20 protein-coding genes are annotated in these 24,170 nt (G+C 62.2%); 6 read left to right on the top strand and 14 right to left on the bottom strand.

All coding sequences use genetic code 11. The features are described 5' to 3' along the window. Positions 1 to 6: 6 nt before the first annotated feature. From paaK to paaG, 3 genes are read right to left on the bottom strand one after another with little or no spacing between them, the layout of a single operon-like run. Positions 7 to 1,317: a phenylacetate--CoA ligase PaaK gene (gene paaK, locus FKG95_RS22645; RefSeq protein WP_142898708.1), complete on the bottom strand. Its 1,311-nt coding sequence runs from the start codon at positions 1,315 to 1,317 to the stop codon at positions 7 to 9. A gap of 59 nt (positions 1,318 to 1,376) precedes the next feature. Beyond that, positions 1,377 to 1,841, bottom strand: a complete 465-nt coding sequence (paaI, locus tag FKG95_RS22640; RefSeq protein ID WP_142898707.1) for a hydroxyphenylacetyl-CoA thioesterase PaaI — start codon at positions 1,839 to 1,841, stop codon at positions 1,377 to 1,379. Continuing rightward, the gene (paaG, locus tag FKG95_RS22635) at positions 1,838 to 2,635 is read right to left on the bottom strand and encodes a 2-(1,2-epoxy-1,2-dihydrophenyl)acetyl-CoA isomerase PaaG (protein ID WP_142898706.1); all 798 of its coding nucleotides are present in this window, start codon (positions 2,633 to 2,635) and stop codon (positions 1,838 to 1,840) included. The genes paaI and paaG overlap by 4 nt, the downstream gene beginning before the upstream one ends. 194 nt (positions 2,636 to 2,829) lie before the next feature. On the opposite strand from paaG, the gene paaN reads away from it, so the two are divergent. Next, positions 2,830 to 4,494, top strand: coding sequence for a phenylacetic acid degradation protein PaaN (gene paaN, locus FKG95_RS22630; protein ID WP_142898705.1), 1,665 nt, complete (start codon positions 2,830 to 2,832; stop codon positions 4,492 to 4,494). Between the two features lie 11 nt (positions 4,495 to 4,505). Here the strand turns inward: paaN and FKG95_RS22625 are convergent, their stop codons facing one another. The 7 genes from FKG95_RS22625 to FKG95_RS22595 form a co-directional block, all read right to left on the bottom strand. After that, a complete protein-coding gene (locus FKG95_RS22625) occupies positions 4,506 to 5,093 on the bottom strand; it encodes a dimethylsulfonioproprionate lyase family protein (protein WP_142898704.1) in 588 nt (195 codons plus the stop codon). A gap of 35 nt (positions 5,094 to 5,128) precedes the next feature. After that, positions 5,129 to 5,950: an ABC transporter permease gene (locus FKG95_RS22620; protein WP_218940331.1), complete on the bottom strand. Its 822-nt coding sequence runs from the start codon at positions 5,948 to 5,950 to the stop codon at positions 5,129 to 5,131. A 2-nt stretch (positions 5,951 to 5,952) separates the two neighbouring features. Beyond that, complete coding sequence (locus tag FKG95_RS22615; RefSeq protein WP_246116865.1) at positions 5,953 to 6,876, bottom strand: ABC transporter permease; 924 nt, start codon at positions 6,874 to 6,876, stop codon at positions 5,953 to 5,955. Positions 6,877 to 6,879: 3 nt separating this feature from the next. Beyond that, complete coding sequence (locus tag FKG95_RS22610) at positions 6,880 to 8,010, bottom strand: ABC transporter ATP-binding protein (RefSeq protein ID WP_142898894.1); 1,131 nt, start codon at positions 8,008 to 8,010, stop codon at positions 6,880 to 6,882. A 189-nt stretch (positions 8,011 to 8,199) separates the two neighbouring features. Then, the gene (locus FKG95_RS22605; protein WP_218940330.1) at positions 8,200 to 9,276 is read right to left on the bottom strand and encodes an ABC transporter substrate-binding protein; all 1,077 of its coding nucleotides are present in this window, start codon (positions 9,274 to 9,276) and stop codon (positions 8,200 to 8,202) included. A 184-nt stretch (positions 9,277 to 9,460) separates the two neighbouring features. Further along, positions 9,461 to 10,756: an NAD(P)/FAD-dependent oxidoreductase gene (locus tag FKG95_RS22600; RefSeq protein ID WP_218940329.1), complete on the bottom strand. Its 1,296-nt coding sequence runs from the start codon at positions 10,754 to 10,756 to the stop codon at positions 9,461 to 9,463. A gap of 64 nt (positions 10,757 to 10,820) precedes the next feature. Further along, positions 10,821 to 11,924 (bottom strand): mandelate racemase/muconate lactonizing enzyme family protein, encoded by a 1,104-nt coding sequence (locus FKG95_RS22595; RefSeq protein WP_142898703.1) that lies wholly within the window; start codon positions 11,922 to 11,924, stop codon positions 10,821 to 10,823. A 190-nt stretch (positions 11,925 to 12,114) separates the two neighbouring features. Here FKG95_RS22595 and pdxR point away from each other — a divergent pair, with 190 nt between their 5' ends. Both pdxR and FKG95_RS22585 read left to right on the top strand, forming a co-directional pair. Then, positions 12,115 to 13,629, top strand: coding sequence for a MocR-like pyridoxine biosynthesis transcription factor PdxR (pdxR, locus tag FKG95_RS22590; protein ID WP_142898702.1), 1,515 nt, complete (start codon positions 12,115 to 12,117; stop codon positions 13,627 to 13,629). Between the two features lie 102 nt (positions 13,630 to 13,731). After that, positions 13,732 to 15,342 (top strand): GMC family oxidoreductase, encoded by a 1,611-nt coding sequence (locus FKG95_RS22585; RefSeq protein ID WP_142898891.1) that lies wholly within the window; start codon positions 13,732 to 13,734, stop codon positions 15,340 to 15,342. Here FKG95_RS22585 and FKG95_RS22580 read toward each other — a convergent pair. Then, complete coding sequence (locus FKG95_RS22580) at positions 15,339 to 16,292, bottom strand: LysR substrate-binding domain-containing protein (RefSeq protein WP_142898701.1); 954 nt, start codon at positions 16,290 to 16,292, stop codon at positions 15,339 to 15,341. The two genes, FKG95_RS22585 and FKG95_RS22580, sit on opposite strands and share 4 nt — an antisense overlap. Positions 16,293 to 16,418: 126 nt before the next feature. Between FKG95_RS22580 and FKG95_RS22575 the strand changes: the two genes are divergently transcribed. From FKG95_RS22575 to FKG95_RS22565, 3 genes are all read left to right on the top strand, one after another. Continuing rightward, complete coding sequence (locus FKG95_RS22575) at positions 16,419 to 17,432, top strand: TAXI family TRAP transporter solute-binding subunit (RefSeq protein ID WP_142898700.1); 1,014 nt, start codon at positions 16,419 to 16,421, stop codon at positions 17,430 to 17,432. A gap of 93 nt (positions 17,433 to 17,525) precedes the next feature. Then, entirely contained in the window at positions 17,526 to 19,748 is a 2,223-nt protein-coding gene (locus tag FKG95_RS22570; RefSeq protein WP_142898699.1) for a TRAP transporter permease, read from the top strand. Position 19,749: 1 nt separating this feature from the next. Continuing rightward, positions 19,750 to 21,009 (top strand): NAD(P)/FAD-dependent oxidoreductase, encoded by a 1,260-nt coding sequence (locus FKG95_RS22565; RefSeq protein WP_142898698.1) that lies wholly within the window; start codon positions 19,750 to 19,752, stop codon positions 21,007 to 21,009. 17 nt (positions 21,010 to 21,026) lie between these two features. Here FKG95_RS22565 and FKG95_RS22560 read toward each other — a convergent pair whose 3' ends face one another. From FKG95_RS22560 to FKG95_RS22550, 3 genes are read right to left on the bottom strand one after another with little or no spacing between them, the layout of a single operon-like run. Beyond that, positions 21,027 to 22,055 (bottom strand): trans-3-hydroxy-L-proline dehydratase, encoded by a 1,029-nt coding sequence (locus tag FKG95_RS22560; RefSeq protein ID WP_142898697.1) that lies wholly within the window; start codon positions 22,053 to 22,055, stop codon positions 21,027 to 21,029. An 18-nt stretch (positions 22,056 to 22,073) separates the two neighbouring features. After that, entirely contained in the window at positions 22,074 to 23,174 is a 1,101-nt protein-coding gene (locus FKG95_RS22555; protein ID WP_142898696.1) for a cis-3-hydroxy-L-proline dehydratase, read from the bottom strand. A gap of 46 nt (positions 23,175 to 23,220) precedes the next feature. Further along, a complete protein-coding gene (locus tag FKG95_RS22550) occupies positions 23,221 to 24,129 on the bottom strand; it encodes a dihydrodipicolinate synthase family protein (protein WP_142898695.1) in 909 nt (302 codons plus the stop codon). Between the last annotated feature and the right edge of the window lie 41 nt (positions 24,130 to 24,170).

Genomic DNA, 24,170 nt, shown 5'->3' with positions numbered 1-24,170 from the left:
CGTTGCTTACTTCTTTATGCGCTTGTCGACAAGCCGCCGGGCTTTACCCATGGAGCGTTCCACCGCGTGGGGCTCGCCGACGCTCACCTTCGCCGAGACACCGATGACGCTCTTGATGTGGTGGATCAGCTCTTTCGCACTCGCCTCGCGTGCCGCTTCGGATGCGCCTTCGGCGGTCGCTTCAGCATGAACGGTCATGACATCCATGCGGTCCGGGTTGGTCAGCTCGATCTGAAAATGAGGCGCCAGGCCCGCGCACTTGAGGATCTGTTCTTCGATCTGGGTGGGGAAGACATTGACCCCGCGCAGGATAATCATGTCGTCGGACCGCCCGGTAACCTTCTCCATGCGCCGCATGCTGCGGGCCGATCCCGGCAGAAGACGCGTGAGGTCGCGCGTGCGGTAACGGATGATCGGCAGAGCCTCTTTGGTCAGCGAGGTGAAAACCAGCTCACCCTGCTCACCGTCTTCGACCGGCTCGCCGGTCTCGGGATTGATGATCTCGGGATAGAAGTGATCTTCCCAGATGTGCAGGCCGTCCTTGGTCTCGACGCACTCATTGGCAACGCCGGGTCCCATGACCTCCGACAGGCCGTAGATATCGACCGCATGCATATCGAAGGCCTGCTCGATTTCCTGACGCATGGTGTTGGTCCAGGGCTCGGCCCCGAAAATCCCCACCTTGAGCGAGCTTTCGCGCGGATCGAAACCCTGGGCTTTGAACTCATCCAGGATCGAGAGCATGTAAGACGGCGTTACCATGATGATGTCGGGTTTGAAATCCTGGATCAGGGTGACCTGCCGCTCGGTCATGCCGCCGGAGACCGGCACAACGGTGCAGCCAAGTTGCTCAGCGCCGTAGTGCGCGCCCAGGCCACCGGTGAAAAGACCATAGCCGTAAGCCACATGCGCGATATCGCCGGGCCGCCCGCCGGACGCCCGGATCGATCTGGCGACAAGGCTCGCCCAGTTGTCGATATCGGTCTGGGTGTAGCCAACCACCGTGGGCTTGCCCGTGGTCCCCGAGGAAGCATGAATGCGCACCACCTGATCCCGCGGTACCGCAAACATGTCGAAGGGATAGTTATCCCGCAGGTCTGTTTTGACCGTGAAAGGAAACCTGGAGAGATCGGAGAGCGACTTCAGATCATCCGGATGCACGCCCGCCGCATCGAAGCTTTTCTTGTAGAAAGCTGTATTCTCATAAGCGTGACGGAGCGACCAGCGCAGGCGTTCGAGCTGGAGGCCGGCGATCTCGTCCCGCGACGCGATTTCTATCGGATCCAGATCCGTCTTTTGCGGGGTTCGGTCTTCCATGGTGCGATCCTCCTGGTCTTGGTGTTCTTATCGCTTTTGTTTCTTGTCTTTTTGGACTCTCACGCTTTGAGAGCGACCTCGTCTTCCGGCAGATGCGTGCCCTTGACCGAGCGGGACTGCCCCCGGAACTCGGCAATCACCGCGCCGTCTTCGCGCGCCACGCTGATGTCGTAGATTCCGGAGCGGCCATAGCGCGTGACCTCTTTTGCCGTCGCAATCAGGCGGTCATCCTCATAGGCGGGCGCGATGAAGCTGATCGCGCAGTGTTGCGCGACCACGAACTGATTGTAGCTGTTGCAGGCAAAAGCGAAGGCGCTGTCCGCCAGGGTGAAGATAAAGCCCCCATGACAGATCCGCTGTCCGTTGAGCATGTCTTCACGCACGGTCATGGAGAGCCGTGCCCGCCCCGCCGTCACCTCTTCGATCTCAAAGCCCAGGGCTTGCGACGCACTGTCATCGGCCCACATGGAGTCGGCACAGGCCTTCGCCAGTTCGTCCGGCGTCATGGCTTTTGCTTCGCTCATGCCTTGCGGCCCGTGAAGTTCGGCGCGCGTTTACCCAGGAACGCGCTCACGCCCTCGGCATAATCGGGGGTCTGCCCTGCCTCGCGCTGCAGATCGCGCTCCAGATCGAGCTGCTGGTCCAGGCTGTTCGTCGCCGCCGCCTGGATGGCCCGTTTGGTCAGGCCCAGACCGACGGTCGGCGCCTTTGCGAAACCTTCCATCAGCGCCCGCGCCTCGTTCATCAGCGCCGCATCCTCGACCGCCTGCCAGATCATCCCCCAGTCCGCGGCGTCTTCTGCGGAGACCGGGACGCCGGTCATGGCCAACGCCTTGGCCCGCGCCTCACCGATCAGGCGGGCCAGGCTCCAGGTGCCGCCGCTGTCGGGCACCAGCCCGATCTTGCAAAAAGCCTGAATGAACTTCGCCGACTTCGCCGCCAGCACGATGTCGCAGGCCAGGGCAATGTTCGCGCCTGCCCCGGCGGCTACACCGTTCACCGCGCAGACCACCGGCTTTTCCATGGCCCGGATCGAGCGCACCAGGGGATTGTAGAGCGTCTCGATGGTCTCGCCGAGATCGGGCGGACCCTCCATTTTCGAAAAGTCCCGGTCGCCCAGATCCTGCCCGGCGCAAAAAGCCCGGCCCGCACCGGTCAGCAAAACCGCGCGGCAGTCATCGTCCGCAGCCGCCGCCTCGAAGGCGACGAAGAGCGCCCGGTTCATGTCCGCGTTAAAGGAGTTGAGTTTTTCAGGCCGGTTCAGGGTGAAAACACGATATCCCGCCGCCTGCTCGATCTGGATGCTCTCTTCGCTCATACCCGCACTCCCTGTTTATCTTTCCGCAGTAAGCCGCGGTGATTCTATCGGCAGGGTCGATCACCTGCGCAGTTAAAAAACATCTTGCATAGACCATCCGGTCGGTCAATTATTTAAATCAATCAAAAACAACCTTTGTCCGCATCGCACCTGGCGGTGATTGCCGGGCGTAACCGCTTGACGGGAGACCAATCATGACGCGCTTCTTCGAGACCCATCGCGAGATGCTGGACAAGGCTTTGGCGGCGGCGCGGGACCGCGGTTACTGGAGCCCTTACCCTGAAGCCCCAAGCGGAAAAATCTACGGCGAGACCGCAAAAGACGATGGCGAAGCCGCCTTCACGGCGCGCCTTGGAAACAGCTTCGCGCTGGCCGGCCACCCGACCAACGGCGAGCTGGTCGGCAAGGAAGCCTCCCCCTTCGGCCTGCCCCTGGAAATCACCTACCCCGCCGCCGACATCGATCAACTGATCGGCGCCTCGAAGACGGCTGGCGAAGCCTGGATTCTGGCCTCCGTGGAGGAACGCACCGGCGTTTGCCTGGAGATCATTCACCGCATCAACAAGCGCAGTTTCGAGATGGCCAACGCGGTGATGCACACCACCGGCCAGGCCTTCGTCATGGCCTTTCAGGCCGGCGGACCCCACGCCCAGGACCGGGCGGTCGAGGCCGTCGCCTATGCCTACGCCGAGATGACCCGCAACCCCGCCACCGCCACCTGGACCAAGCCCCAGGGCAAGCACGATCCCATCGTGATGGATAAGGAGTTCCGCATCCTGCCGCGCGGCATCGCGGTGACCATCGGCTGCGCGACCTTCCCGACCTGGAACGGCTATCCGGGCATTTTCGCCAGCCTCGCGACAGGCAACAGCGTCATCGTGAAACCGCACCCGACAGCCGTTCTGCCGCTCGCCCTCAGCATCGAGATCGGGCGCGAGGTTCTGCGCGAAGCCGGGTTCGATCCCAACGTTCTGCTGCTGGCCGCCGATGAGGCGGGCACGGAGATCACCAAGGATCTGGTTCTGCATCCCGAGGTCGCCATCGTCGACTTCACCGGCTCGAACAGCTTCGGTCAGTGGGTCCGTGAGAACGCCCGGCAGGCTCAGGTCTATACCGAGGAAGCCGGTGTCAATTCCATCGTGGTCGCCTCGACCGACAACTTCAAGGGCATGTGCGGCAACATCGCCTTTTCCCTCTCGCTCTACAGCGGTCAGATGTGCACCGCCCCGCAGAACATCTATGTGCCGCGTGACGGCATCGAGACGGACGCCGGCCACAAGTCCTTCGACGAGGTCGCCGAGGGAATCAAGATTGCCATCGACAAGCTGCTGGGCGATCCGGCCCGCGCCGCCGGGATCTGCGGCGCCATCGCCAATCCCGCGACCCTGGAACGGGTCAAGCAGGCCGGATCCCTCGGCGAGGTAATACGGGCTTCGGAGGCGATTGAAGGACTTGACGGCGCGCGCACCGCGACCCCCATGCTTCTCAAAATCGACGCCGCGCAGAGCGACGCCCATCTGGAAGAACGCTTCGGTCCCATCGCCTTCGTGGTAGCAGCGGACTCGGCGGAGGACGCCATTGCCCGCGCGGCGCAATCCGCCAGGGACAAGGGCGCCATCACAGCCGCCGTTTATGCCACAGATGAGGCCACCCTGGACAAAGCCGCGGACGCCTTTTCACGCGCCGGTGTCAGCCTGTCCTGCAATCTGACCGGCAACATCTTCGTCAATCAAAGCGCAGCCTTCAGCGACTATCACGTCAGCGGCGCCAACCCTGCCGGCAACGCCTGTCTGACTGACGCAGCCTTCGTCGCCAACCGCTTCCGGGTGACGGCCATCCGGCGCCACGCGGCGGCCTGACATCGCGAGGGCTACGGCCCGGCTTCGATGCTGTAGCTTTCGAAACCGATATCGCCGGTCCAGGCCCAGACCGCGAGCAGGGCTTCTTCTTGCGTGGTCATGGCATGCCGCTGCCTTCCCGGGTGATGGATGAAGGATCCAGGTGGCCGCAACGCCGGCTCTGATCCCTCAGACCGCCATTCCGCGGTTCCGCTCAGCACCAGATAGAGCTCGTCTGCCGCGTGCGCATGCTCCGGATAGTGCGACTCCGGCATCTGAAGAAGCAGGCCTAGGCGGCAGCGGTCGCAAAACACCATGCCGTCGGGCCCCAGCAGCTCGACGAAAAAGAGGCGCGCTCCAATCGCCTCGGGAATACGTTCAGGCCTGGCTCCGTACCAGGCCAGTGTCTCTCTGCTGCGCGCGACCTCTGCAAGCAGGGGATGGGGATCGGGGTTACCGGTCGCCAGGATCTGATCGAGCATCCGGCCGGCCGGGGGCGGCTCGCAGGGCGGTAAATGCGTGTCACCCTTGGAACGACGCAAAGCATCACAGAGCGCTGCAGTCATGGAACCAGACTGCGCTTCGAGGCTATCCGCAAGCGCTTGCAGGACTCTCTTCATCTCCCCAAACCATCTTCCCGCCCGGTGCTATCGCATCAGGTCTCGTCGTCCGATCTCCCGAAAGCCTGCGCCAGCACCAGCAGGCTGGTCGAGACGATAATCATAATCGTCGAGATAGACGCAATGGTCGGGTCGATCTGATCCCGCAGCGCGTTGAACATGTTGCGGGTGAGAGTGGAGTTCTCGCCGCCTGAGACGAACATGGCGACGATGACCTCGTCGAAGGAGGTCAGGAACGACAGCAGCGCCGAGGTGATCACTGAAAAGCGGATCTGCGGCAGGGTGATCACCATAAAGGCCTTGAAGCGCGAGGCGCCCAGGCTGCGGGCGGCCATCTCCTGATTCATGTCGTAGCTTTTGAGCGCCGAGCTCACCACCACGACCACCAGGGGGATGGCGAGAATGGAGTGCGCCAGTACGAGCCCCAGCAAGGAGTTGACCAGATTGATCTGCACATAGATGTAGAAAACACCGATGGCCACCAGGATGACCGGCACCATGATCGGCATGACCAGGATCAGAAAAATCAGGCTCGCCGCGCGCATCTTTGAGACGAACAGGCCGTAGGCTGCCATCACCCCGATCGGCGTCGCGACCAGCATGGTGAGAACCCCGGCCTTCAGTGACGTCGCGGTCGCCTGCATCCAGGCCGGCGAACCGAAGTAGTGCTCGTACCAGCGCAGAGACCAGACCCGGGGTGGGAACTCGAGATACTGCGAGTCCGAGAAGGACATGGGGATCACGATCACGGTGGGCGCCAGCAAGAAGATCATCACGAGCCAGGCCACGGCGTAAAGCCACAGGCGCTGGCCGTTGGTGATCTGGGTTTCCGAGGCCGGACGGCTGAACCAACTCACGGTCAGTGCCCCCTGCCGAGGATCTGATCGAAACGCAATACGCGCGACGCCAGGCCCAGAATCGCCAGAGTGAGAAACAGCAGCACAACCCCCAGCGCGCTGGCCGCGCCCCAGTTGAAGAAAAGCTCGATGTTGGTGGCGATCCGCATGGAGACCATGATGACCTTGCCGCCACCCAGCACCGCGGGCGTCACGAAGAAGCCCAGGCAAAGCACAAATACGATCAGCGACCCGGCAAAGAGTCCCGGCAGCGAAAGCGGAAAGAACACCCGCCAGAAGGCCTGGGTCGGACTGGCGCCCAGATTCGCCGCGGCTTTCAGGTAGTCCCGGTCGATCGCCCGCATGGAGCCATAAACGGGCAGGATCAGGAACGGCAGCATGATATGGACCATGCCGATGAGCGTGCCGGTGAGGTTGTGCACCAGCTTGATCGGTTCATCCCAAAGCCCGATGTCCATCCCCCATTCGTTGACCAGCCCCCGGCGCTGCAGCAGCACCAGCCAGGCGTAGGTGCGCACCAGCAGAGAGGTCCAGAAGGGTAGCAAGACGGTGATCATGCAGAGGTTCGCCGTCCGCCTGGGCAACTGAGACAGAAAATATGCCAACGGGTAGCCAATCAGAATACAGATCGCCGTGGTCAGCAGACTGACTTCGAAGGTGTTGCGGAAGATCCGGGCATAGGACTTGCTCTCCACCATGCGCTGGTAGTTTTCCAGCGTGAAGTTGCCGTCCTCGCCCAGGAACGACAGCCAGAAGAGCCAGCCGACCGGCAGCACCATGATGATCAGCACCAGCAAAAGGGCCGGCGAGCAAAGACTGAAAAGGACGAAACGTTCGCGCCGGGCGTCGCGCTTCAGTTCCTGCTGATTGGAGCGCACAGGCGAAGAAGAAGACGGCCCGGAAGACGGAAGCGCAAAGTCACTCACCGCTCAAGTCCCCTCGGCCGAGACCAGCACCGTGTCGTCGCTATGCAACGCAAGCTGAACCGCATCGCCGATGGCAGGCAGACTGGAGACCATGTCGCGCCGGGTCATCCCGCGCACGGTGACCTCCGTGCCATCCTCGAGTGCGGTATACATGAGAAAGCTGTCGCCCTGATAGACCATCTCGCGCACCTGCGCCTGGAAAGCATTCACGGCGCCATCAAGCACCTCTTCGCCGTTGGTGACGAGGTGCAGACGCTCAGGCCGCAGCATCAGAAGCAGTTCATGATCGCCGCGCGGCAACTGAGCCACTTTCAGAGCCTGGCCGGCGAAGCTTGCGACGCCGTCCTGAATGCTCACCGGCAGGAAGGTCGACTCTCCAATAAAGTCCGCAACGAACCTGTTGGCGGGGCGTTCGTAAATCTCGTTGGGCGTGCCCAGCTGCATCACCCGGCCATGATTGATCACGGCGATCCGGTCGGACATGGTCAGGGCTTCGCGCTGGTCGTGGGTCACGTAGACCGTGGTCATACCCAGCTTGTCATGCAGACGCCGCAGCTCAATCTGCATCTGCTCGCGCAGCTTCTTATCCAGCGCAGATAGCGGCTCGTCCATCAGGAGAATGCGCGGCTCGAAAACGATCGCCCGCGCCAGGGCCACGCGCTGGCGTTGGCCGCCCGAAAGCTGATCGATGCGCCGCTCGCCGTAACCGCCAAGCTGCACCGTCTCCAGCGCCTGCTCGACCCGTTGATCCATTTCGGGCTTAGAGACACTTCGCAGCTTGAGCGGAAACGCGACATTGGCCGCCACGGTCATGTGGGGGAAAAGAGCATAGTTTTGGAACACCATACCCAGGTCACGTTTATGGGGCGGCGTGCGGACAATCTCGCGCTCGCCGAATTTGATGCTGCCGTAGTCCGGGCGGGTAAAACCGGCCAGCACCATCAATAGGGTGGTTTTTCCGGAGCCGGAGGGACCGAGCAGAGTCAGGAACTCCCCGCTGCGGACGTCCAGGTCAACATTGTCGAGCGCGAAGATCCGGCCGTAAGCCTTGGTGGCGTCGCGGATCGTGATCGGCAGCGCGCCACCTGCCGGCGTATTTGCCGGAGAACCGGCCGACGAAGCTGCCGGAGTCATCTCGTTCAAAACAAACCTCTCGTACCGATCGCTGGAACAGCTCCGGTCTATCGAAAAAGGGGTGGCGCAACTCTAACCCGCAAAAACTAGAGTCTGATCGTTCCCGAAAAAATACATCAAGAACGGAACGCCGGACAGCGACAAGCGCTCCGACGCCCCAGCGCCACCCCTATTCCCGATGACCGCGTACTATTCGGTCACCAGATCCTGATACATCGCCGAAGCTTTCTGCTCGAACTTGCCGTACCACTCGATATCGACCGGCAGCTGCAGCTTGGCGTTGTCCGGATGCGACGGCAGTTTCTCGGCAACCGCCTTGTCGATCTTGCCGATCTCGTAGGCCATCTTGTTGGTCGGCCCATAGGTGATGTACTTCGGCAGATTGGCCTGGTACTCGGCCTTGCTGATCTCGGCCAGGAATTTCATGGCCGTATCTTTGTTCGGCGCACCCTTGGGGATTGCGAAGCAATCGTAATCCAGCAGAGCCTGATTGAAGCTGTAGGCCGCCTTCGCGCCGTCATTGATGGCAACATCAAAACGTCCGTTCCAGCCGGTGGTCATATCGACCTCACCGTCCTTCATCAGTTGCGCATGCTGCGCGCCTGAGCTCCACCAGACCGCAATGTGCGGCTTGAGTTCGCGGATCTTGTTCAGCGCGCGCTCGATACCTTCTTCGGTCGAGAGCACCTCGTAGACCTGGTCCATGGGCACGCCGTCGGCCATCAGGGCCGGCTCCAGCGCGCCGGCGACCTTGCCGCGGTACGCACGCTTGCCGGGAAACTTCTCAACGTCCCAGAAGTCGGCCCAGCTCTGCGGCCCGTTCTTACCGTAAGTCTCGGTGTTCCAGGCGAAAACCGTCGAGAAGACATCGCCGCCGACACAGTATTTCATTTTGAGGGTCGGATAGAAATTCGAGACGTCGATGACGTCGTAGTCCAGAGGCTCAAGCAGGCCCTCGGCGCCCGCACGCGCCGCGCTGCCGGATCCGCTGGCCACGATGTCCCAGGTCATGGCCCCGGCTTTGACCTTCAGGCGTACGTCCGACATTCCGCCGTAGGTTTCTTCGGTCACCGCGATCCCCGTCGCCTTTTCCGCGGGCTGGAAGAGCGCCTTACTCTGGGCGTCCTGGTAAGACCCGCCCCAGGATGCGATGGTGACTTTCTCCTGAGCCGTGGCCCCCGAGACAAAACCACCGGCTGCCAGAGCCATTGCAGCCGCCGCAATGCCGGTCCTTGATCTACTGCTAAAGCTTTCTTCTTTTCCCATTTTCGTGCCTCCTCATCTGTCGCCTGTCTTTAGTCTTTATCGGTCTGCCATTCGCGCCCTCCTACGTGGGGAAAGGCAACGCAGCCGCGCTTCTTGTTTCAGGTTACGATTTTACGACTTTATAATGGTCTGGCAGGAAGGGCCATTCTCAACAATTTAAGATACCAATTGGACTCGAGAAGCCTCAACTTCGGGCATCACGCCAGCGGTAGTACATGACCGAAGCGCCCAGGAACCAGGGATTGCCGCTGTAAAAGGGCCGGGTTTGAAAAGTCAGATCGTCAAAGCCGGTCCGGCCCTCCCGGAGCCCGAGAATCTTTTGTCCCGTGCGCATACCCAGATAGCTGGCCATGGAAACCCCGGAACCGCAGTAGCCCATGGCGTAGTGCAAGCCGTCCTTTTGACCGATGTGCGCCAATTCATCGAAGGTATAGGCGACGAAGCCGACCCAGGAATGGCTGATCCGGGTCTCCGCCAGTTCCGGGAAGAGCCCGGTCATGGCGGCATGCAGCTTCGGCCCGCTGGTCAGGGGATCCGTCTCGTTGTGCGACACCCGCCCGCCGAAGACGATACGGGTCCGGTCCGGCGAGGGCCGGTAGTAATAGACCACCTTGCGCGTGTCGCTGACGATCCGGTCCTTGGGCATCAGACGGTTCATGAGATCCGGCACCAGAGGCTCGGTCGCAATCACGTAGCTGCCGATCGGAATCACCCGCCGCCGCTGCCAGGGCGTCACGCTTCCGGTATAGCCGTTGGTGGCAACCACCACGTCACGGGCCAGAACGCTGCCGCGCGGAGTCGTGACCTGGAAGCCGTCCGTCTTGCGCTCGACCGAGGTCACGGCGCAGTGCTCGATCACAGCGGCACCGGCTTCAAGGACCCGGTCCAGAAGTCCCTGATGATAGCGCCCCGGATCGAGGGAGGCGTGTTTTGGAAAAACGACACCGCCATGGTAGGCGTCCGTGCCCAACTCACGGCGTTGTTCCCCGCGGGGCACCAGCTCTGCGCCGATCTCCAGACCCGGCGTATCATGCCCGACTTCCACAGCCAGGGCTTCAAACTGCGCCGCCGAATGGGCCGCGTGGAACCGGCCCGGCACCTTGAAATGGCAATCAATTTTTTCCCGGCCCACGAAGTCCTCGATCCAGGCGAGCGCGTTATGACCTTCCTTCATGATCGCGAAGGCCTTGTCTTGGCCGTATTTCGCGCTCAGGCTCTCCAGGTCCGACTTCACACTGGTGCTGATTTGCCCGCCGTTGCGCGTGCTGCAGCCCCAGCCCGCTGCCTCGGCATCGAGCACCAGAGTGTCACGCCCGCCGCGCGCGGTCTCCAGGGCTGCATTCAAACCGGTGTAGCCAGAACCGATCACCACCACGTCCGCGGTCTTGGGTAGCTCGATCGCTTCGATCCGGGGTCGCGGCGTATCCTCCCACCAGTAGGGGTCGGTCTTGAAATCATCGGTGAAGAGATTTGAACTCACGAGAGCTCCCTGTCGATCCGGCCATCCAAAGGAGACAAGATGTTGGCCCGGCCCCGGTCTGGACTCAACTCATTTCGCTGATCTGATAGTCCGCCGCGTCCAGCCAGGCTTGAGAGAGCTCCACGCCCCAACCCGGCGCATCGGGGATTGTCACCTTACCATCGGTGATATCGTAGGGTGAGCGCTCGTAGAGTCCCTCCTGCCAGGGATAGTAGTCCGGGCCTTCGATGGAGAATTCCAGATACTTGCCGGCATTTGGGATCGCGCCCAGGAGATGCATGGTAAAAAGCGTGACCAGTGAGAGGTTGGCGCAGTGCGGCGTGCAGGGCAGCCCCGCCGTCTCGGCCATCTTGGCCACCCGCAGGGTGCGGGTCATGCCGCCGAGATAACTCACGTCCGGCTGCACGATATCGACCGCGCGCATCCCGATGATCCGGCGCCAGTTCACCAGATCGCAGTCCTGCTCCCCGCCGGTGACATCGATGTCGAGCGCATCGGTCACCTCCTTGGTCTGCTCCAGCTCCCAGTAGGGGCAGGGTTCTTCGTAGTGGGAAATGCCGTTGTCCTCCAGCATCCGGCCCACCTCGATGGCCCGCTTGGGTGAAAAGCCGCTGTTGGCGTCGACCAGCAAAGCTGTGCCATCACCCATGGCCTTGCGCATCATGGGCACGATCTGCTCGGTCCGGCCCGGCCACTCGTCAACATCGTGCCCGCATTCCGCGCCGATCCGGAATTTGAAGGCATCGTAGCCGTCGCGGTCCCGCAGCGTGAGAAGACGCTCGGCCTCCTGCGCGGGCGTGACGTCGCGCTTCATGGAGGAGGCATAGACGCGGATCGGCCGGGGCGTCCCGCCCAGCAGCTCACAGACGCTTTTACCGGCCAGCTTGCCGTGCAGATCCCAGAGCGCAGTGTCCAGTCCGCCGATCGCACGCCGCAGGTAGGAGCCGGGAAATTTGTGTTCGCGCTCGGTGATGCTATCGACCAGGGAATCGATATCGCGTGCATCCTCTCCCAGCGCCCAGGGCGCGACCTGACGGTGCAGCACCAGGGATGATATGTCCGCATTGTAAGTCGAAACCTGGCCCCAGCCCTGCGCGCCGTCTCTCGTGGTCACCCGGACGAAACCGACGTATTGAGTTGAGAAGGTCTCGATGGATTTGATTTTCATAAGAACGCAATACCGCTTTGGCTTCGATGTCTGATTTTGCCCTGCTTCCAGCTCAAACAGGGGTGAAAGATCTTTTCGATTAATCGATATGACAATGAATTGGACTGGAGATAAGATCCATTTTAAACATTCTACAATACCACTTGATCTGCGAAAACGTGGTCAGACTCCAGGAAGGATGCCGGTCCCAATGGTCAAACGAAGCGGCGGCGCCCTGCTGCTCTCTCTGCATATCGACCGCGAGTCCGGGCGACTGGTCACCACTCAGGTCTTCACGGCGATCCGTGAAATGATCCTCTCCGGCGGTCTCAACGCGGGCGAGCGCCTGCCCGCGAGCCGCACCCTGGCGAAAGACCTCGGCATCTCCAGAACCACCGTCATCGAGGTTTTCGAGCGCCTGGCCGCCGAGGGGCTGATCGAGTCCCGCACCGGCGCGGGCACCTTTGTCAGCGACGCGCTGAGGGAAAACCGTCCTGCGGCGGCATCCCCGCCCACCGACGCGGCGCAGCAACCACTCAGCAAGCCCCGTCTCTCACGCACGATCGCCAGGGCCTCGGAGATGTTCAACGAACGCCTGCCGCACAAACCCCGCGCCTTCACCACCGCCATGCCGGCCTTCGATGCTTTTCCCCTGGCTCTCTGGTCACGCCAGATGTCCAAGCACTGGCGCGATCAGCGCAACATCGTTATGGGCTATAGCGACCCGCATGGCTACGGGCCTTTGCGCCGTGCCGTCGCGTCCCATCTCCGGGCCAACAGGGGCATCGCCTGTGAGCCCGAGCAGATCTTTATCGTCGGCGGCGCGCAGCAGGCCTTTTATCTGATCGGCAGCCTGCTGCTCGATCTCAACGACAAGGTCTGGTTCGAGAATCCCGGCGCTATCGGCGCCCGCAACTCCCTGGTCGCCTGTGGCGCAAACCTGATCCCCATGCCTGTCGATGACCATGGCCTGATGGTCGAAGAAGGCCTGCGTCTGGCCCCTGATTTCCGCCTTGCCTTCGTCACGCCGGCCCATCAGCAACCCTTGGGTTCGACCATGTCGCTTGAGCGGCGTTTCGCCCTTTTAAAGGCGGCGGACAAGGCCGAAGCGCTGATCATCGAAGACGATTACGACGGCGAGTTCTGTTACGGCGGACATCCGCAACCGACCCTGAAAAGCGTCGACGCGACGGGCCGCGTGATCTATGTCGGGACCTTCAGCAAGACCCTCTTCCCCGCGCTGCGCCTGGGGTATTTTGTATCGCCCCCGGCCCTGGTCGATGTCTTCAACCAGGTCAGCAATGCCTTTTTGCAGGGCGTGCCCTCGGCCAACCAGGCTGTCGTCGCAAGTTTCATGGAGGAAGGCCACTTCGCCGCCCACATTCGGCGCATGCGCAAGATCTACGCGGAGCGCCATCAGGTCCTCTGCGACGCCGCCAGGGAACATCTTTCGGGCCTGCTCGAGATTGTGCCCACCGACACCGGTCTTCACACCATCGGCCTGCTGCCGGACGACCTCAGAGAGAATGAGGCGGCGGCGGCGGCCGGGCAAAAGGGCATTACGGTGACGCCCATCGAGCGCTTTTCCATCGCCCCCACGCAAAGGAACGGACTGGTCCTGGGCTTCAGCGGCATCAAACCACCGGATATCGTCGCGGGTGTCACCACGCTCGCCAGCGCCCTGGAGGGCGTTCACCCCAATGCCGGGACAGGCCGAGTGGTCTGACAGGATGTCGAAAATGGACCTGACGCACCACAGGCACGTCACTTAGTCTCCCCCACGGATCATCAATGAAGGCGAGACAACCCCGTGTCAGCAACCTCCAGAATGAACTACGACTACATCATCGTCGGCGCCGGTTCGGCAGGCTGCGTCCTGGCCAACCGTCTGAGTGCGAACGGGAAGCATCGCATTCTGCTTCTGGAAGCCGGCGACAGCGACCGGCGCTTCTGGGTGCAGATGCCTATCGGCTACGGCAAATCCTTCTACGACCCGGGCGTCAACTGGATGTACCGGACCGCCCCGGACCCCGGCCTGGACAACCGCGAGGGCTACTGGCCGCGCGGCAAGGTGCTGGGGGGCTCTTCCTCCATCAATGCTATGGTCTACATCCGCGGTCAGGCCGCCGATTTCGACGCCTGGAAAGAGCTCGGCAATCCGGGTTGGGGCTGGGACGACGTCCTGCCTTACTTCAAGAAGTCCGAAGACAATGCGCGCGGCGCCGATGCCTGGCGCGGGACCGGCGGCCCGCTGCATGTCGCGGATGTTTCCCGGCATGTGCACCCGCTGAATGAGGTTTACATCAAGGGCGCCATGGAAGCGGGCCTGCGCCGCAATGAGGATTTCAACGGCGAAACCCAGGAAGGTGTCGGCCTCTACCAGATCACCACACGAAACGGTATCCGCATGTCGGCGGCCCGGGCCTATCTGCGGCCCGCCATGAAACGCCCCAACCTGCGGGTCAAAGGCAAGGCCCAGGCAACCCGTATTCTCTTCGAGGGCAAGAAGGCCGTCGGCGTCGAGTACCGGCAAGGCGGCCGGCTTCGTCAGGCGCGCGCGGCGCGGGAAGTCATTCTCTCCGCCGGATCGATCGCCTCGCCGCAGCTGTTGCAGCTCTCCGGCGTCGGCCCCGCCGATGTCCTGAAGCCTCTCGGCATCGAAGTCCTGCATGAGAGCCCGGCGATCGGCCGGAACCTGCAGGATCATCTGGGGGTCGACCATCTCTACCGCGCCCGCAGGCCAACCCTTAACAATGAACTGCATCCCTGGCACGGCAAGCTTTGGGCAGGGATGAAGTACCTGCTGCTGCGCCAGGGACCGCTCTGCCTCAGCGTCAATCAGGGCGGCGGTTTCTTCCGCACCCGGCCCGACATCGAGCGCCCGAATATGCAGCTTTATTTCTCGCCGGTCAGCTACATCAAGGCGCCGCCGGGCAAGCGCCCGCTCATGTCTCCCGATCCCTACCCGGGTTTCCTGCTGGGGATCTCACCCTGCCGTCCCACCAGCCGGGGCTATCTGCAGATCAGCTCAAGCGATCCGGCGGTCCAGCCGGACATCCACCCCAACTCCCTCTCCACCAATCACGATCTGCAGGAAATGCTGGAGGGCGTGCGTTTCCTGCGCAAACTCGCTGCAACTCCGTCCCTCTCAGCCCTCATCGAGGAAGAGCTGCAGCCCGGACGCGCGGTCGAAAGCGACGAGGCCATGATCGCCGACATCCGCAAACGCAGCTCGACCGTCTTTCACCCGGTCAGCACCTGCCGCATGGGCCCATCACCGGCTGAGAACGTGGTCGATCACAAACTCAAGGTCTACGGCCTGCAGAACCTCCGCGTGATCGACGCCTCAGTCTTTCCGGCGGTGACCTCCGGCAACACAAACGCTCCCGCGATCATGGTCGGAGAAAAGGGCGCCGACCTGGTCCTGGCTGAGAGTTAGGCAACCGCCTCGCCCGACGAGCCCTGCCCCATGCGCCGTGCGCCGATCTTCATGAAGACCTCGATCAGGCGGTCCGCGAAGGATCCGGCGAGCAGCGACGCCGGGCGGTAGGCCGGGGTCAGCAGGTCGATGCCGAACTCAATTGCCGGCGCGAAGGGGCGAAAGACGATGGAGTTGGGCTGCGCGGCCCGGGATAGCCAGGACTCCGCCGTTACAGGATCGATGATCGCGCAAGCAAACTCCTGCTCCACATAGGTCAAAAGCGGGTGGAAGAACTGCCCGACAAAACGCACATTGAGACTTTGCCCCTCGGCCTCGAACGCGCGGCGGGTCAGGATATGGCTGCGATGCTCGGTAAAGAGCGTCGCCAGGGGTTTCCCGGAGAGCTCCGCAGGCGTGATCACCGGCAGGTCTGCCAGCGGGTCCTCCGCCGGAACGGCACAGATACAATCAAAGAAAAAGGTCTCGGCGGACACCAGCGAGGCTTCGATGGTCCGGGCCGGGTCATGGTCCGCGATGCCCAGATCGAACTGCTGAGACCCGACCAGCTGCTGGACCGCGTCCGAGCTGCGGGACAATAACGTCGCCTTGACCTCCGGCTTCGTCCCAAGATGCTGGCAGATCAGCTCGGGCAGGATAACCGTGGCCGGTCCCGGCATGGAAACGATCTTGAGCTCACCGCTTTCCATCGTCTTCATACGCTGCATGTTCTGACTGACGCTGCTGATACGGTTGAGGACGTCGGTGCATTCCTTGAAGAGGTACTGGGCTTCGGGCACCGGGTGCAGGCGGCCGCGCTGCCGCTCGAAAAGCCGCATACCCAGCTCGTCTTCCAAACCGGAAATCATGTGGCTGATGGAGGGTTGGGTGCGGTTCAGGTTCCGCGCCGCCTCGGAAACCGATCCGGTCAGCATCACCTCCCGGAAGGCCGACATCTGTTTCAGATTCACAACACCACCTCATAAATTTTTTCTATAAATATAGAGAAATTAATAATTTGAGCAAATATCCCGCCGCTCTTACCATTTCGTGTTGCCGATCAATGGGGTCGGCTGGGAGCAACAGGGGAGAGACCCATGAAAATAAGAACAACAGTCCTCGCCGCCGCAATCAGCGGCGCGGCGATTTTAGCGGCGACAGCACAGGCACAGACACCGACCTTTTTCCGTATCGGCACCGGCGGCGCCGGCGGCACCTACTTCCCGATCGGCGGGACCATCGCCAACGCCATTTCCGCCCCGCCAGGCTCACGCGCCTGCGACGAAGGGGGACAATGTGGCGTGCCCGGCCTGATCGCCATTGCACAGTCCACGAACGCCTCGGTGCAAAACAACGCTGCCGTTCAGAGCGGCGAGCTGGAAGCCGGCATGACAGCCGCCGACACACTGCTGGCCATGTACTCGGGGACCGGAAAGTTCGAGGGAAAACCGCATCCCAAGCTGCGCGTCATCGCCAACCTGTTCCCGGAGGATCTGCATCTCGTTCTGCCCAAGGGCGGTGATCTGAACGGGCTTGCGGACCTGAAAGGCAAGCGGGTCGGCATTGCACAGGCGGGCTCGGGCACCCAGGTCGCCGTGCTGCAGATGCTGGAAGCCTACGGCGTCACCCGCGACAACATGGACGAAGCCGAGCTAAACAACTCGCAGTCCGCCGAGCGCCTGTCGGATGGTCAGCTCGATGCCTACTTCTATGCGGCGGGCTGGCCGGTGGCCGCGATGGTGCAGCTGTCGTCCACGAAGGGGATGAGCCTTTATTCCTTCAGCGACGACGAAATCAAGAAAATCAACGAGATTATCCCTTCTTACATTCCCTCAAAGATTCCAGGCGGCGCCTATGAAGGGATCGACAGCGACACCGTCACGCCGGCGGTCAGCGCCATGCTGGTGGTTTCCGCCGATCAGCCGGAAGAGCTGATCTACGGCATCACCGAAGCGCTCTGGAACAAGAACACCCGTAAGTTGCTCGACAACGGCCACGCAAAGGGCAAGCAGATCACTGCCGAAACGGCGCTCGACGGCGTTCTTGGCCTCGGCGTTCCGCTGCACCCGGGTGCGGAGCGTTTCTACAAAGAAGCCGGCCTGCTGAAGTAAGACTCCGCCGGAAAAACGCGCATTGCGTCTGAAGTACCCGGCGGCGGCACCAAAATCGCCGCCGCCGGGCGGTGGAGGAATCAGGGGGACATAATGTCGGATCCAACCGTGAACCGGGACCATGAGCTCACGGCGGAAGAACTCGCCGCTATCGAGGAAAAATACGATGAAGCCTCTTCGACGCGAGAGGTTTCCGTTCCTGTCGCCAGGCTTCTGCGTGCCGTTGCGCTGGTCTTCGCCATCTACCACTTCATCACAGCGGGCTTCGGCCTGCCGGTCGACTATTGGCATATGGGCCTGCACCTGACCGGCCTTTTCATCATGACCTATGCGCTCTTCCCCCTGGTGCGCTCCAGGAACGCCTTGGCCATGAAACGCTCTATCCTCAGTCCGGGCAACGTACCGCTTTATGATTACCTGCTGATGTCTCTCGGTATTGTCAGCGCCCTCTACATCGGAGCGGCCTGGCGGGGCATCGATTTCCTGGGCATCACCGAGCAGACCTTCCGGCAAGGTAACCCCAACACCTACGACATCTTTTTCGGCAGTGTTCTGATCATCCTGGTGCTGGATCTCGCACGCAGAACCCTGGGGTGGGTCTTGCCCCTGATCATCTGCGTCTTCATTTCCTACGCCCTCTTCGGCCAGTACTATCCGGGGATACTCAATCATCCGGGCACCAACTGGCGGCAGTTCATCAACAATATCTATTTTCCTGCGGAGGGCATCTTCGGGGTGACGCTGTGGGTGGTTTCGACCATCGTCTTTCACTTCGTCCTCTTCGGCGTCATTGCCCAGCGCACGGGTCTGGGCAAGCTCTTCATCGATAACGCGACCATTCTGGCCGGACGCTACACCGGCGGTCCCGCGAAGGTCTCGGTGGTATCCTCCGCCTTTTTCGGCACGATCTCCGGCTCCTCCGTCGCCAATACCGTGTCGACCGGCGCACTGACCATCCCCAACATGAAGCGCCTGGGTTATCCCGGTCACTTCGCGGGCGGCGTCGAAGCCGCCAGTTCGGCGGGCGGACAGATCACGCCGCCGATCATGGGGGCGGCCGCCTTTATCATGGCGGAATTCCTGGAGCTCCCCTACACCACCATCGTCATTGCCGCGATCTTTCCGGCGCTGCTGCACTATGTCGGCGTTTTCGCGGTTGTTCATCTGATGGCCCGCAAGCTGGACCTCAAGGGCCTCAGCGCAGAGTTGCTGCCCCGCTTGGGGGCGGTCTGGCGCGAGGGCTGGGCCAATCTGATTCCGCTGGTGGCGCTGCTGGTCGTGCTCTTTACCGGCTACACCCCCTACATGTCCGCCTTCTGCGGCATCTCCATGGCCCTGATCGTCGGGGCCGCCCGGATTTCGGCGCCCGTCACGCTGCTCTTTCCCATTGCCTTTATCGCCTTCGTGGTCTGGAAATTCCTGGGCGGCGGCTTCGATCTCACCATGACCGTCATCCTCTGTTCCGGCGCGGTTCTCGGCGTCTTCAATCCGCAGGAGCGGATCAGGATGCCGGAACTATCCGAAGCCGTCGAAACCGGCGTGAAATACGCTCTGGCAGTCGGCGCCGCCTCGGCCGCGGTGGGCATCGTCGTCGGTGTGATCAACACCACGGGCATCGGTTTTCGCATCGGCTTCATGGTCACTTCCGGGGCTGCGGCTATGGCGCAAAGCCTCTACGAACTGATCCCCTTCGGCGCCTTCGACATCTTCACCCAGGCCGATCTGCAGCTCTTCCTTTCACTGCTGCTGATCGCCACCGCCTGTATTCTGATGGGCGCGGGCATTCCGACCACGGCGCTCTACATCATGCTGGTCTCGGTCGCGCAGCCCGCGCTCGCGCAGCTGGGTGTGCCGCCGATCGCCAGCCATATGTTCGTGCTCTACTACGGCGTGGTCTCGGAGATCACACCACCGGTCTGCACCTCCGCCTATGCCGCCGCGGCGATCGCCAATTCCAATCCCTTCAGAACCGGCATCTCGGCCTTTACCCTCGGGCTGGGCAAGATCGTGGCGCCCATGGCCTTCGTCTACGCGCCGGTGTTGCTCTTCGTATCTTCAACCGGCTTTGACGCACTCGAGTTCTCCTACAGTGCGATAAGCTGTATCGCCGGGGTCCTTGCTCTTTCGGCAGCGGTTGTCGGGTACTTCCTGGCGCCCATGAGTGTCATCGAGCGCCTGCTCTGTGCGGTCGCGGGGCTGATCTTCATCGCGCCAAGCTGGCAGGCTGATCTGGTGTCACTCGCGATCCTGGCGCCGGTCGCCCTGCTGCAACTGCTCGCCCAACGCAGAACAAACGCGAGTCAGGTGACAGGCTGAGATGAAGAGAGAGTCCGGCAAGGAAGCGGCCGACGTCACGATCCTGGGCGCCGGGATCGTCGGTGTCTGCTGCGCGCTCAGCGCATTGGAACGCGGTCTCACCGTGACGATCATCGACCGCAAAGATCCCGGCGAAGAAACCAGCTACGGCAACGCAGGCGTGATCTCACCCTGGTCTGTGGTCCCGCAGTGTACGCCGGAGGTCTGGAAATCCGTGCCACGCTGGCTGCTCGACCCCAAAGGCCCGGTGAAGGTCCGCTGGCGCGATCTGCCTTCGATTCTGCCCTGGGCCTGGTCCTTTCTGTGCAACGCGACGCCGGAAAAGGTCGAGAAAATCTCCGATGCCATGAGCCTGCTGATGCTTGAGAATCTCGAGCTCTACCGCCGGTATCTCTCGGGCACGGGCCATGAGAACCTCCTGGCCGAGAGCATGCACGTCAGTGTCTATCGGGGCGACACAAAGCCGGCACTCGAGGACCTGCCTTACAGATTGCGGAGCGCGCGAGGGGCGAAGGTCGAGATCATCGGCGGTGAAGAATTGCGGGATTTGGAACCCGACCTCGCCCCCGGCTACCACTCCGCCGCTCTCGTAAAAGATCAGGCGCGCGCACGGGACCCCGGTAAACTCTGCAAGGTTCTGGCGGCGCAGGCGCAGACGTGTGGCGCCGCCTTCCGGCGGTGTGAGGTGACGGCCTTGCGGCCCCGGGAAGATGGGACCCACAACCTGGAAACGACGGAGGGTTTGATCCCTACCAGAAAGCTCGTTCTGGCTGTAGGGATCTGGTCGGCAGAGTTATTGCGGCCTCTCGGCATTTATCTGCCACTCATCGCCGAGCGGGGTTATCATCTGGAATTCACCGAGCCGCAGGTCGCGCTCAACAATTCCATCCAGGATGCCGGCGCCAAGATCATTGTCAGCTCCATGAACGGCGGCGTACGGGTCGCGGGCACCGCCGAATTCGCCAGCCTCGACGCCCCACCGAACTATGCCCGCGCCCAGGCTTTGGAACCCCTTGCGAAACGTCTTCTGCCGAGACTGAACACAGGCGCTAAAAGGCAGTGGATGGGCATCCGCCCCTCCTTCCCGGACAACCTTCCGGCCATCGGGCCGGTCCCCGGGTTCCATAACCTGATCGCCGCCTTCGGCCACAGTCATTACGGCCTCGGCATGGCGCCCGGCACAGGCCGGATCATCGCCGACTGCCTTGAGGGCAAAGCCGCGAACAGCGATCTTTCCATGATTTCACCAGCCAGGTTCTGAAGCGCCAGTTTCCTCTTCTAAGCCACTGGCCAGGTGTCGCCGACTTTGTAACCGCCCGGCCAGGGATCGTCCGGGTCGAGCATATGCTGATGCGTTCCAGTAATCCACGCGCGTCCCGCAATGGAAGGCACGATGGCCGCTTGATCACCCAGTGCGATCTCTTCCTCGATCCGGCAATCGAAGCGTGAGCCGATGATCGAGCGCCCTACGAAGCCTTCACCCAGCTTCAACTCTCCCTTTGCATGCATAACCGCCATGCGCGCCGAGCAGCCGGTGCCGCAGGGGGAGCGATCCAGTTTCCCTGGTTTGATCGCCACCGCATTGCGCCCGTGCAGACCGTCGGGCTGTTGCTCCAGCGGCGCCGCAATCTGACAGAAGGAAATGTGAGTCCATTCGGCGTTTTCCGGATGCGCAAAACCCAGTTGCTCGTTGGCCGCGTCAGTGATCCGCACACCGGTCTCCGAGATCTCCCGCGCCTCATCCGGTGTGATGGCGAAGCCGAGATCCTTAGCATCGGCAATGACAAAGCTATCGCCGCCGTAGGCGGTATCGACCCGAAGCGTCCCGAGCCCCGCGACCTCCAGCACCGCATCCAGCTTGTCGGCAAAGGACGGCAGATTGCGGACCGTAATGCGTTCCGCCTTGCCCTTGTGGCAGTCAGCGGTGACCGCCACCAGGCCACCCGGCGCCTCCAGGATCATGCGCGTCTGCGGCTCGGTCATCGGGACCATTCCGCAGTCCAGCAAAACCGTCGCCACGCAGATTGAATTGGAACCGGACATGGGCGGCGTGTCTTCGGGTTCCATGATGATCCAGCCGGCCGCCGCGCGCGGATCTTTCGGCGGCACCAGCAGGTTCACGTGGCGGAAGACGCCACCGCGCGGCTCGTTGAGCATGAAATTACGCAGCGTCTGATCTTCGGCGATCCAGCGTGACTGCGCCCAGATCGTCTCGCCCGGTGGCGGCATCACACCGCCGGTGATGACATCCCCGACCTCGCCCTCCGCGTGGCAGGAAACGACATGTATGACTTTGCTGGCGCGCATGCCGTTCCGTCCTTTAAATCAGATGGAAAGCACCGGGTCACCGAGCACATCGAAAAGCGGCTCAATTCCCAAACCTGGACGCTCCGCCGCCGTCATACGGCCCTGGACCCGCTTGGGCGCGCCGCTGGCAATCTCCACCGTACCGTAGCTGTTAAAATCCGTAGCCGAGAAGACGAACTCTTCCGGCGTCGCGCGCGCCAGATGGGCGATGGAGGCGGTCACGATATCGCCGCCCCAGGTGTCCTCGATGGTCATGGGAATGCCGGAGGCAACACAGATATCGCGCATGACCCGCGCCTTGGTGAAACCGCCGACCTTTGAGATCTTGAGGTTGATCACATCCATGGCCCCGTCGGCGATGCCCCGCATCAGAGTGCCGACGCCGTCAATCACCTCATCCAGCACGAAGGGCAGCGCCGTGCGGCGCCGCGTCACCAGGCACTCCTCGTAAGTCGGACAGGGTTGCTCGATAGTGACGTCCACATCGCGCACGGCGGCCACGACCCGCGCGGCTTCGTGCATGCTCCAGCCCGTGTTGGAATCCGCCACCAGGGTATCGCCCTTCTGCATTTCCTTGGCACAGGTGCGGATACGCTCGATATCGGTGTCGGCATCCCCGCCGACCTTAAGCTGGAATTTGTGATAGCCCTCGGCGCGGTAGCCCGCGATCTTCGCTGCCATCTCCGCCGGGCTTTCCTGAGAAATCGCCCGGTAAAGCTGCACCTCGTCCTGTTCCGCGCCGCCCAGCAGCTTATAGACCGGCATCCCGGTGGCCTTGCCAAGAATATCCCAACAGGCCACGTCGATGGCCGACTTCACATAAGGATGCCCCCGTAAGACCGCATCCATATGCCGGTTCAGCGGCCCCAGATCGGTCGGGTTCAGACCGATCAGCTTCGGTCCGATCTCAGCAAGCCCCGAACGCACCCCCAGGGCGTAGGAAGGCAGGTAGGCCGAACCCAGCGGACAGCACTCGCCGTAACCCGTCAGGCCCGCGTCGGTCTCGACCGCGGCCACCGTGGCGTCGAAGGTCTCCACGAAGTTGCCGTTCGACCAGCTGTAGCGGCCTTCCTTCAGGGGCAGGTCGACCTGATAGACCCTGATCCCGGTGATTTTCATTCCTGCCCCCTCCCGGACGATCCTTCCGTCTGCTCAGGCGACTTTATCAAGCGACCAGCGAATCGAGATCCTGAAGCACCGGACGGCTGGCGATCGCATCCATGATGATCTTCTCGACCTCGGCCCGGCGCGCGCCCGACAGCGGCATGCGCGGCATGCGCACCCGGTCGTTGGATTTGATCTCCAGGGCTTCGGCAAGCTTGATGTTCTGCACCAGATAGGTCGAGACATCGAGATCCAGCAGCGGCCGGAACCAGCGGTAAATCTGCAGGGCGTCGTCGACCCGGCCCGCCTTCATCAGGCGGTAAATGGCCACCGTCTCCTTCGGAAAGGCCACCACCAGACCGGCGACCCAGCCGACGGCCCCGACCGAGAGCGCCTCGAAGGCCAGATTGTCGACACCGGTGAAAACATCGTAGCGGTCGCCCAGGCGGTTGATGATGTCCGTGGTCCGGCGGATGTTATCCGAGGACTCCTTGATCGCCACGAAGCGCGCATCGTCGGCCAGATCCTCCATCACGTCGGGCGTGACGTCGACCCGGTAGGCCACCGGATTGGAATAGATCATGATCGGCAGATCACTTGCCTCGGCCACGGCCCGCAGGGTCGCTTTCGTCTCTTCCGGATTGGTGTGATAGATCGGGCTGGGCACAATCATCAGGCCCGAGGCATCTGCCTTGGCGGCCTTTTCGGCCAGGGCACAGGCTTCCCGGGTAGCGGCCTCCGCCACGGTCATCAGGACCGGACGATCTCCCGCCGAGGCCTGCGCGGTCTTCATGACCTCCAGACGTTCCTCCTGGGACAGCATGGAGCCTTCCCCCAGGGACCCGCAGACAATAATCCCGTCGCAGCCGGCGTCGATCTGCAGGTCGAAGCAGCGCTTCATCTCGTCATGATCGAGCCCGCCGTCTTCGGTGAACTTCGTGGTGACCGCCGGAAAAATACCCTTCCACATGATCTCGCGCCCTCGTTGTTCGTCCGCTGGTCCGCCCGGTG

The organism is Denitrobaculum tricleocarpae (assembly GCF_007004665.1).
GTDB classification, from domain to species: domain Bacteria; phylum Pseudomonadota; class Alphaproteobacteria; order Kiloniellales; family Kiloniellaceae; genus Denitrobaculum; species Denitrobaculum tricleocarpae.
Note: the sequence above shows the minus strand (reverse complement) of the source record. Positions and strands in the feature narration are given on the sequence as shown.